The 8,114-nt window shown below is 72.4% G+C and carries 6 protein-coding genes; 1 reads left to right on the forward strand and 5 read right to left on the reverse strand.

Annotation, left to right across the window (positions count from 1 at the left end; translation table 11 throughout):
* Positions 1-6 precede the first annotated feature (6 nt).
* From ABT078_RS39210 to ABT078_RS39230, 5 genes are all read right to left on the reverse strand, one after another.
* Positions 7-1,107, reverse strand: a complete 1,101-nt coding sequence (locus ABT078_RS39210) for a polyprenyl synthetase family protein (protein WP_351236650.1) — start codon at positions 1,105-1,107, stop codon at positions 7-9.
* Entirely contained in the window at positions 1,104-2,537 is a 1,434-nt protein-coding gene (gene hpnE, locus ABT078_RS39215) for a hydroxysqualene dehydroxylase HpnE (protein ID WP_351236652.1), read from the reverse strand. The genes ABT078_RS39210 and hpnE overlap by 4 nt, the downstream gene beginning before the upstream one ends.
* A gap of 244 nt (positions 2,538-2,781) precedes the next feature.
* Positions 2,782-3,720, reverse strand: coding sequence for a presqualene diphosphate synthase HpnD (gene hpnD / locus ABT078_RS39220; RefSeq protein WP_351236654.1), 939 nt, complete (start codon positions 3,718-3,720; stop codon positions 2,782-2,784).
* Positions 3,721-3,728: 8 nt separating this feature from the next.
* Entirely contained in the window at positions 3,729-4,691 is a 963-nt protein-coding gene (hpnC, locus tag ABT078_RS39225) for a squalene synthase HpnC (protein ID WP_351236656.1), read from the reverse strand.
* 380 nt (positions 4,692-5,071) lie between these two features.
* The gene (locus ABT078_RS39230; protein WP_351236658.1) at positions 5,072-5,776 is read right to left on the reverse strand and encodes a TetR/AcrR family transcriptional regulator; all 705 of its coding nucleotides are present in this window, start codon (positions 5,774-5,776) and stop codon (positions 5,072-5,074) included.
* 94 nt (positions 5,777-5,870) lie between these two features.
* Here ABT078_RS39230 and ABT078_RS39235 point away from each other — a divergent pair.
* A partial coding sequence (locus ABT078_RS39235) for an MMPL family transporter (RefSeq protein WP_351236660.1) occupies positions 5,871-8,114 on the forward strand: 2,244 nt, incomplete at its 3' end.

The raw sequence follows: 8,114 nt of genomic DNA on the forward strand, positions 1-8,114 counted from the left end.
CGGTGGTCACCTCTTGCGTACGACGACGAAGTCGGCGAGCGCAACGAGCTGCGCCCGGACCCGCTCGGGCATCTCGACACGGTCCAGTGCCCCGATCGCGATGGCGTGCTGCCTGCGGGCCTCCTGGGAGGTCCACTCGCGGCCGCCGGCCTCCTCGATCAGGGCCGCCCTGGTGGCGAACTCCTCCTCGGAGAAGCTGTCGAAGTCATTGCTCTTGGCGTCGGCCGCGAGCAGCTCGCCGAGCCGCTCGGAGGCCGGACCGCCCGCGGCGAGCGCGGCGACGACCGGCAGTGACTTCTTGCGCTGGCGCAGGTCGCTCCAGGTCTGCTTGCCCGTCGCGTCGGGGTCGCCCCAGATGCCGAGGAGGTCGTCCACGGCCTGGAAGGCGAGCCCGAGGCGGTAGCCGTACGCCTCCAGCGTGTCGGCGGTGCGGTCGTCGGCGCCGCCGAGCACCGCGCCGATGGACACGGCGCAGGCGAGCAGTGCGCCCGTCTTGTTGCCCTCCATCTCCAGGCACTCCTCGACGGTGACCCTCTCGCGGTGCTCGAAGGAGATGTCCTGGGCCTGTCCGTCGATGAGCTTGCGCGTCGCGGTGGTGAGGCGGCGTGTCGCGCGTCCGGCCTCGACGGTGCCGAGCTCCAGCAGGATCTCGTTGGCGAGCGCGAACAGCGCGTCGCCGACGAGGATCGCCTGGGCCGGGCCGTGCACCTTCCACACCGTGTCGCGGTGGCGTCGCTGCTCGTCGCCGTCCATCAGGTCGTCGTGGAGCAGCGAGAAGTTGTGCACCAGCTCGACCGCGACGGCGCCGGGGATGCCGGTCTCGGGGGCGGCACCGGCGGCTTCCGCGGACAGCAGCGCCAGCGCCGGGCGTACGGCCTTGCCGCCGTCGCCCTCCGCGGGGCGGCCCTGCGCGTCGATCCAGCCGAAGTGGTAGGCGGCGACGGTGTCCATGGGCGGCGCGAGCCGGTCCACGGCAGCACGCAGCACCGGGGTGGACAAGGTCCGCCCGCGTTCGAGCAGCGCGGTGACGTCCGCGATGTCGACAGCCGGGTTCGCCGAAGGCGCAGTCGGCACTTTCTCTCCTCTGGTTCCAGACTCGGTTCTCATGCCGCCTCCTTGAGCGGATGTGCATGGGGACGGCCGAGGGCGGTGAGCGCGGCGCCGGCGGCTGTGAAGCCGCTGCGCACGGCACCCTCCATGGTCGCGGGCCAGCCGGTGGCGGTCCACGATCCGGCAAGGTACAGGCCGGGTGCCCTGGTGCGCGCGGCGGGCCGGAGCCTGCCCACGCCGGGGGTGGGGGCGAACGTGGCCGTACGCTCCCGGGTGACGAAGAAGTCCCGTACCTCCGCTCGGCGTGTCGCGGGCAGCAGCCGCTCCAGCTCCGGGAGGTAGCGCTCGCGCAGCACGTTGACGGGCGTGTCGATCTCGTCCTCGGCGGCCGACTGGGACAGGGCCAGGTACTGTCCCGCCCGCCCGTCACCGCCCTTGCTCGAGGTCCCTTCGGGCCCGCCCCTCAGCAGCCCGGAGGCATCGGTGCGGTCGAAGACCCACTGGACAGGGGTGCCCAGCGCGGCGAAGAAGGGCCGGCGCAGCACCGTGCGGTCGTAGACCACATGGATGTTGAGGATGGGCGCGGTGCCGATGTCGAGGAGCCGGTCCGGGTTCTCCAGCGCGCCCTCGGGCAGCAGGGCATGCGTTTCGCGCTGCGGTACGGCGAGGACGACGGCGTCCGCGTCGAACCGCTCGGCGCCCGCCGTGACGTTCCAGCGGCCGTCGCCGGTGCGTGTGACGGCGCTGACGCGGGTGCGCAGTTCGGTGCGGACCCCGGCGGAGTCGAGGGCCTTGCGGGCCAGCGTGTCGTGGAGGTCGCCGAGCGGTACGTGCGCCCAGCCGATGTCCGCGGCACCGGGCTCGGAGAGCAGTCCGGTCTTGAAGACCATCGCGGCCAGGCTCATCGAGGCGTTCGGCGCGGTGGCGTTGAGCGTGGCGACGCCGACGAGGTCCCAGAGGGCTTCGACGGCGCGCCGGGACTGGCCGTGGCGGCCCAGCCAGGTGGCGAAGTCGACGCCGTCGAGGGCGGGGTCGGCGGGGTCGAGTCCCTTGAGCGCGAGCGCGGCACGGCCGACGGCCGCCCGCTCGGCGAGGGAGAGATGCGGATACGTGGCCAGGCTGCCGGCGAGATGCAGCGGCACGGGCAGCGCGGTGCGGCGCAGCCGGCCGAGCCGCGGCCCCTTCGGGTGGGCGACGTCGACCACGGGGACGTCGAGGCGGGGCTGCAGCGGGGCCAGATGTGCGCCGCCGACACGGTCGAGGAACCAGCGGTAGGCGGTGCAGCAGCGCAGATAGACGTGCTGGCCGTTGTCGACGGTCAGATCGCCCCGCCGGAAGGAGAAGGCGAGGCCGCCGAGGCGCGGCCGGTTCTCGACGAGGGTGACGCGCAGTCCCGAGTCGGCCAGCCGGAGGGCAGCGGTGACTCCGGCGATTCCGCCGCCGACGACGACCGCGTGCCGTTCGGACGTCGTGCCGTCGTGCGTCATGAGCCCTCCCTCCCCGCCGGCGTGCCCGTGCACGGGCCGGCGGCCGGGCGCCGGCGCCCGGCGACGGCGTCACGCTCCTCCAGAGCCTCGCCCGGGAGATGCCCGCGGTCCTGCGGAACGACTGCTCGCGAACCGCTCGTGGGCATGCCCACCCCGGTCGTCGCAGTCAGGGACGCAGCGCCGTCGCGGAGGGTTGCGTGCCGGTGACGCGCGTGCCTGTACCGACGGGACGTGGGAGGGCGCATCAGGCACGCCTCCTGACGGTCTGCCGGGAGACGTTCCGGGCGTCGAGCCCGGAGAGGCCGCGGACGGCGACGTACGCCTTCTCCCGGCCGGGCAGCGAGACACGACCGCGCAGCACCGCCTCGGGATCGCGCTCGATACGGTCGAGGAGACGTCGGTAGATCCCGGCCATGGCGGCGACGCAGGCTCCGCTGCGCCGGTCGAGCATGGGCAGCAGCCGGTAGCCCTCGGCGAACAGGGCCCGGGCGCGCCGGACTTCGAAGTGGACGAGGCCGGTGAAGTCGGCCCCGGACGGCGGGCCGGTGCGGTGGAAGCCCTCGGAGCAGCCGAACTTGGCGAGGTCGTCGGCCGGCAGGTACGTGCGGCCGTTGGCAGCGTCCTCGCGGACGTCCCTGAGGATGTTGGTGAGCTGGAGGGCGAGGCCGAGCGTGTCGGCGTACTCGGGGGCGCGGTCGGCACCCCGCGCGCCCGGCAGCGTGCCGAACACGCCGAGCGAGAGCCGGCCGATGGCACCCGCGACACACCGGCAGTAGACCTTGAGGTCGTCCCAGGTCTCGTAGGCCTCGCCGCGGACGTCCATCAGGACGCCGTCGATGAGTTCGTCGAGTCCGCCGAGCGGGATCGGGAAACGGCGCGCCGCGTCCGCGAGCGCGACCGCGACCGGGTCGGTGTCGTCCTCGTCGACCTTGTCGTCGCGGATCCTGCCGAGGAGTTCACGGGTCGCCTCGAGCCGGTCGCGCTTGGCGTCCTCGGCGAGGGCGCCGTCGCCGATGTCGTCGACGCGTCGTGAGAAGGCGTAGAGCGCCGACATGGCCTGCCGCTTGTCCGCGGGCAGCAGTCGGATGCCGTACGCGAAGTTGCGGGCCTGCTGTCCCGTGACGGCCTCGCAGTAGCTGTACGCGGCCTGCACCGGCGCGGACATGTGTGTCTGTCCCTCCATGCTCCGGCTCACCCCTCTCTACCGGCTCTACGCAACACAGCTCCCACTTCGCGGATGAGTCGTGACCCGGTGGGCTTGGGCGGGCCGGGGAGTACGTCGTGTCCGGCGGCCGCGATCGCGTCGAGGGCGGCGCGCCCTCCGGCCACGAACCCGGCGAGCAGCAGTCTGAGCCTGCCGTGGACGCTACCCACCAGGGGGGTGCCTTCATCCAGCAGGCGCCGGGCGCGTTCGGCCTCGTACGCGACCAGGGCGCGCACCGATGCGCCCCCGTTCGGCGCCGCCAGGTCGGCCTCGGTGACCTGGAACCGCCTCATGTCCTCGGTCGGGAGGTAGATCCGGTCGCGGGCCAGGTCCTCCGGGATGTCCTGGAGGTGCTCGACGATCTGGAGTGCCGTGCAGATCTTGTCGGAGAGGCCCACGCGCTCGCGGGTGGTGGTACCCGTGATCCCGAGGACGAGGCGGCCGACGGGGTTGGCGGAGAGCTCGCAGTACGCGACGAGGTCGTCGTACGTCTCGTAGCGGCCGACGAGCTGGTCCTGGCGGTTGGCCTCGATCAGGCCGAGGAACGGCTCGGGGGTGAGCGAGCAGCGGCGCACGGTCGGGACGAGGGCGCTCAGCAGCGGATGGCGCGGGGTGTCACGGCCGCCGTCGCCCTCGCCGCTGCCGTCCGCGTGGGCGTCGCCGGCGGCGGAGAAGACGCGTCGCAGGTCGGCCTCGAAGGCGTCGAGCATCACGAGCCGGTCGTCGGCCTGCGCGGCATCGAGGCCGAGATGGCGGGCGTCGGCGCCGCCGGGCGCGAGGTCGCCGTCGCCGATGTCGTCGACGAGGCGGGCGTAGCCGTACACGGCCATGAGGTCGTCGCGCCAGGCACGCGGCAGGAAGAAGGGGGCCACCGGAAAGTTCTCGTCGGCAGCCTTGTCGAGTGTGGTGCGCGTGGAGGCGTCGGGGCGCACCTGCCGGGTACCTGTCACTGCGGACTGCCCGGCGCGGGGACGGCACTACACACGCGGAGCTGGAGATTTTCCGTCATAGCCGTCACGTCTCCCGTTCTACACTGCCGACCCAATACATCCTATTTCGGACACGCCGCCGGTCTTTCCCGGCGGGGAACCGCCCCGGCGGGCGGGAAACCTAGGGGTATCGCCCCACTTGCCGTGAATCAGCACCGGTACAGCTTACGTTGTACAACGCCCAGGACCGTGCCGGGGTGTTGCGCGCATTACAAGAACGATGCGATCCAACGCCAACCTTCCCAAGCGGCACAGGACTTGACGGTTGCTTGACAGCAGACGAACCGCGGCTTGACTCTCACTCCGCGGCCTCGTGCCCGCCGGCCCATCCATCCGGCGCTTCAGGACTCGGACGACGAAGCGGGCCGGAGGGCCGGCCGCGGCGCCGTCAGGCCGGCGGCGATCGTCGCGACGGTCCGGTCGATCAGGGCGTCGCGCTCCTCGGCCGACAGCCGGTTCAGCGGGCCGTCGAGGAGCAGCATCGACAGGCCGTGGACGGTCGACCACGCGGCGATCTCGGCGGCCGGGCGGTCACCGGTCGGCATCCGGCCGGTGGCGACGAGTTGGTCGAGCGCCTCGGTGAGCAGCACGAACGCACCGTACTCCGGACCGGAACCCACCGGGACCAGCCCGTCCCACGCCTCGTCCGGGCCGTCGGTGTGCTTGGGGCTGCAGAAGGCGGACCGGTAGAGACCGGGCTGGGCGAGGGCGAAGCCGAGGTAGCCACGGCCCATGGCGGCGATCCGCCGCTCGGCCACCTCCCCGGGATCCCCGGATGCGGGCACCTGGGCGGCGGCGCGCTTCATCGACTCGGCGAGCGCCACCTGGCCGTGGACCTTCACCGCGTGCAGCAGGTCGCCCTGGCCGTCGAAGTGGCGGTACGCGGCCGTCGGCGACACGCCGACGCGCCGGGCCGCCTCCCGCAGGACGACCTTCTCCGGGCCCCCTTCGGTCGCCAGGTCGACCGCGGCGGCGATCAGCGCGTTGCGCAGGTCGCCGTGGTGGTAGCCGGTCTTGCCGCTCGTCGCCCCGTGAGTACTCGCCATGACTTCATCCTGCCCGATGTTGACAGCATAAACATCCCCTGGGACAGTCGTTGTTAACGCCGTAAACATCGGCGGGAACACAAGGGGGAGGCCCATGCTGACCAGGATCGCCGCGCTCTCACTGCGCCGCGCACGCCTCGTACTCGTACTCGCGGCGGCCGTTGTCGCCGTCATGGCCGTGCTCGGGACCGGGGCATTCGGCAAACTGCTCGGGGGCGGATTCGACGACCCCGATGCGCCGTCGACACGGGCGCAGGCCCTCATCGACAAGCGGTTCGGCGGTGAGACCGACCTCGTCTTCCTGGTCTCGTCCGACGGCCCGGCTGCCGGAGGGCTGTCGTCCCCCGCCGTCGAAAAGCGCGGGCGCGCCATCGCCGAAGGGCTCAGGAAGGACCCCACGGTGACCAATGTGGTCTCATACTGGGACGCCGAGAGCCCGCAGCTCGCATCCGAGGGCGGCGACCAGGCACTCGTCGCGGCCCATGTCACCGGCACGGAGGACGAACGCGCGGACCGCGCGAAGAAACTGACCGACACCTACGCGGGCGACCGGGGCGGGGTCTCGGTGCGGGCCGGCGGCCAGGCCGCCATCGGCAACGAGGTCACCTCGCAGGTCGGTACGGACCTCGCGGTCGCCGAGGCCATCGCCGTCCCCGTGACTCTCGGGCTGCTCGTGCTCGCCTTCGGCAGCCTGCTCGCGGCGCTCCTGCCGCTGGTCGTCGGACTGATCGCGATCGTCGGGACCTTCGCCGAGCTCTTCGTCCTCGGGTCGCTCACCGATGTGTCGGTGTTCTCCGTCAACCTCACCACCGCGCTCGGGCTCGGCCTCGGCATCGACTACGCCCTGCTGCTGGTGAGCCGCTTCCGCGAGCAGCTCGCGGCCGGTGACGAGGTCGAGGACGCGGTGGTGACGACCGTCCGCACGGCGGGCAGGACCATCGTGTTCTCGGCCGCCACCGTGGCCGCCGCCCTCGCCGCGCTGCTCGTCTTCCCGCCGTTCTTCCTGCGCTCCTTCGCGTACGCGGGCATCGGCGTCGTCGTGGTCGCCGTGCTCGCCGCCCTCCTGGTCGTACCGCCGCTGCTGGTGCTCCTCGGACACCGTTTGAACAAGGGCCGGCTGCCGTGGGCGGCATCGGCGCGGCGGCCCGACGCGCCCTTCTGGGGACGCCTCGCCGGCACCGTCATGCGCAGGCCCGCCCTGACCGCGCTCCCCGTGCTCGCGGTCCTGCTCGTGGTCGCGAGCCCGCTGCTGGGCGTCGGCTTCGGCACGCCGGACGAGCGGGTGCTCCCCGAGACCGCGGCGAGCCGCCAGGTCGCGGCCACCGTCCAGCGGGACTTCGCCGGCGACGACACCGGTTCCGTGCAGGTGGTCACGGCGGGGCCCGTCGCGTCCGGGCCGCTCGCCGCGTACGCGACCGAGCTGTCCCGGCTCGACGGCGTCGTCCGCGTCGACGCGAGCAGCGGCACGTACACGGACGGTGCGAGCGGGGACGCCACCCCGCAGAACGCGGCACTCGGCCGCCCCGACGCCCAGCGCCTGGTCGTCGTCACCTCGCTCACGCCGAAGTCGGACGCGGCCCAGGATCTCGTCCACGACATCCGGGCCGTGCCCGCGCCTGCCGGCACCGATGCCCTGGTCGGCGGCGACGACGCGCGGCTGGTCGACTCCAAGGCAGCAATCTCCGGCCGGCTGCCGCTCGCCATCGGCATGATCGCGGTGTCGACCTTCGTCCTGCTCTTCCTCTTCACCGGCAGCGTCGTGCAGCCGCTGCGGGCGCTGCTGCTGAACCTGATCAGCCTGTCCGCGGCCGTCGGCGCGATGGTGTGGATCTTCCAGGACGGCCATCTCGCCTCGGTCCTCGGCTTCACACCGATGCCGCTGGACACCTCGATGACCGTGCTGCTCTTCTGCGTCGCGTTCGGTCTCTCGATGGACTACGAGGTCTTCGTGACCAGCCGGATGAAGGAGCTGCACGACGCCGGGGCAGACCGTACGACGACGGTGACGGCGGGCCTCTCGCGCACCGGGCGGATCGTCAGCATGGCCGCCGGGCTGCTCGCCGTGAGCTTCTTCGCCTTCGGCACCAGCAACATCAGCTTCCTGCAGATGTTCGGGCTCGGCAGCGGGCTGGCCATCGTCATCGACGCGATCGCGGTGCGCGGGGTGCTCGTGCCCGCAGCGATGCGGCTGCTGGGGCGGCACGCCTGGTACGCGCCGAGGCCGCTGCGCAGGCTGCACGCGCGGGCGAGTACGGCGAGTGACTCGACCGTCTTTCCCAGACCCATCTCGTCGCCGATGATGACCTTCCGTTGCACGATCGCGAAGCGGGCACCGAAT

The sequence above is a fragment of the Streptomyces sp. NPDC002133 genome (assembly GCF_040296405.1).
Classification (GTDB): domain Bacteria; phylum Actinomycetota; class Actinomycetes; order Streptomycetales; family Streptomycetaceae; genus Streptomyces.

Coding starts and splice junctions, on each gene's coding strand:
- ABT078_RS39210 (WP_351236650.1), bottom strand. CDS start 1,107: ATGAGAACCGAGTCTGGAACCAGAGGAGAGAAAGTGCCGACTGCGCCT.
- hpnE (WP_351236652.1), bottom strand. CDS start 2,537: ATGACGCACGACGGCACGACGTCCGAACGGCACGCGGTCGTCGTCGGC.
- hpnD (WP_351236654.1), bottom strand. CDS start 3,720: ATGGAGGGACAGACACACATGTCCGCGCCGGTGCAGGCCGCGTACAGC.
- ABT078_RS39230 (WP_351236658.1), bottom strand. CDS start 5,776: ATGGCGAGTACTCACGGGGCGACGAGCGGCAAGACCGGCTACCACCAC.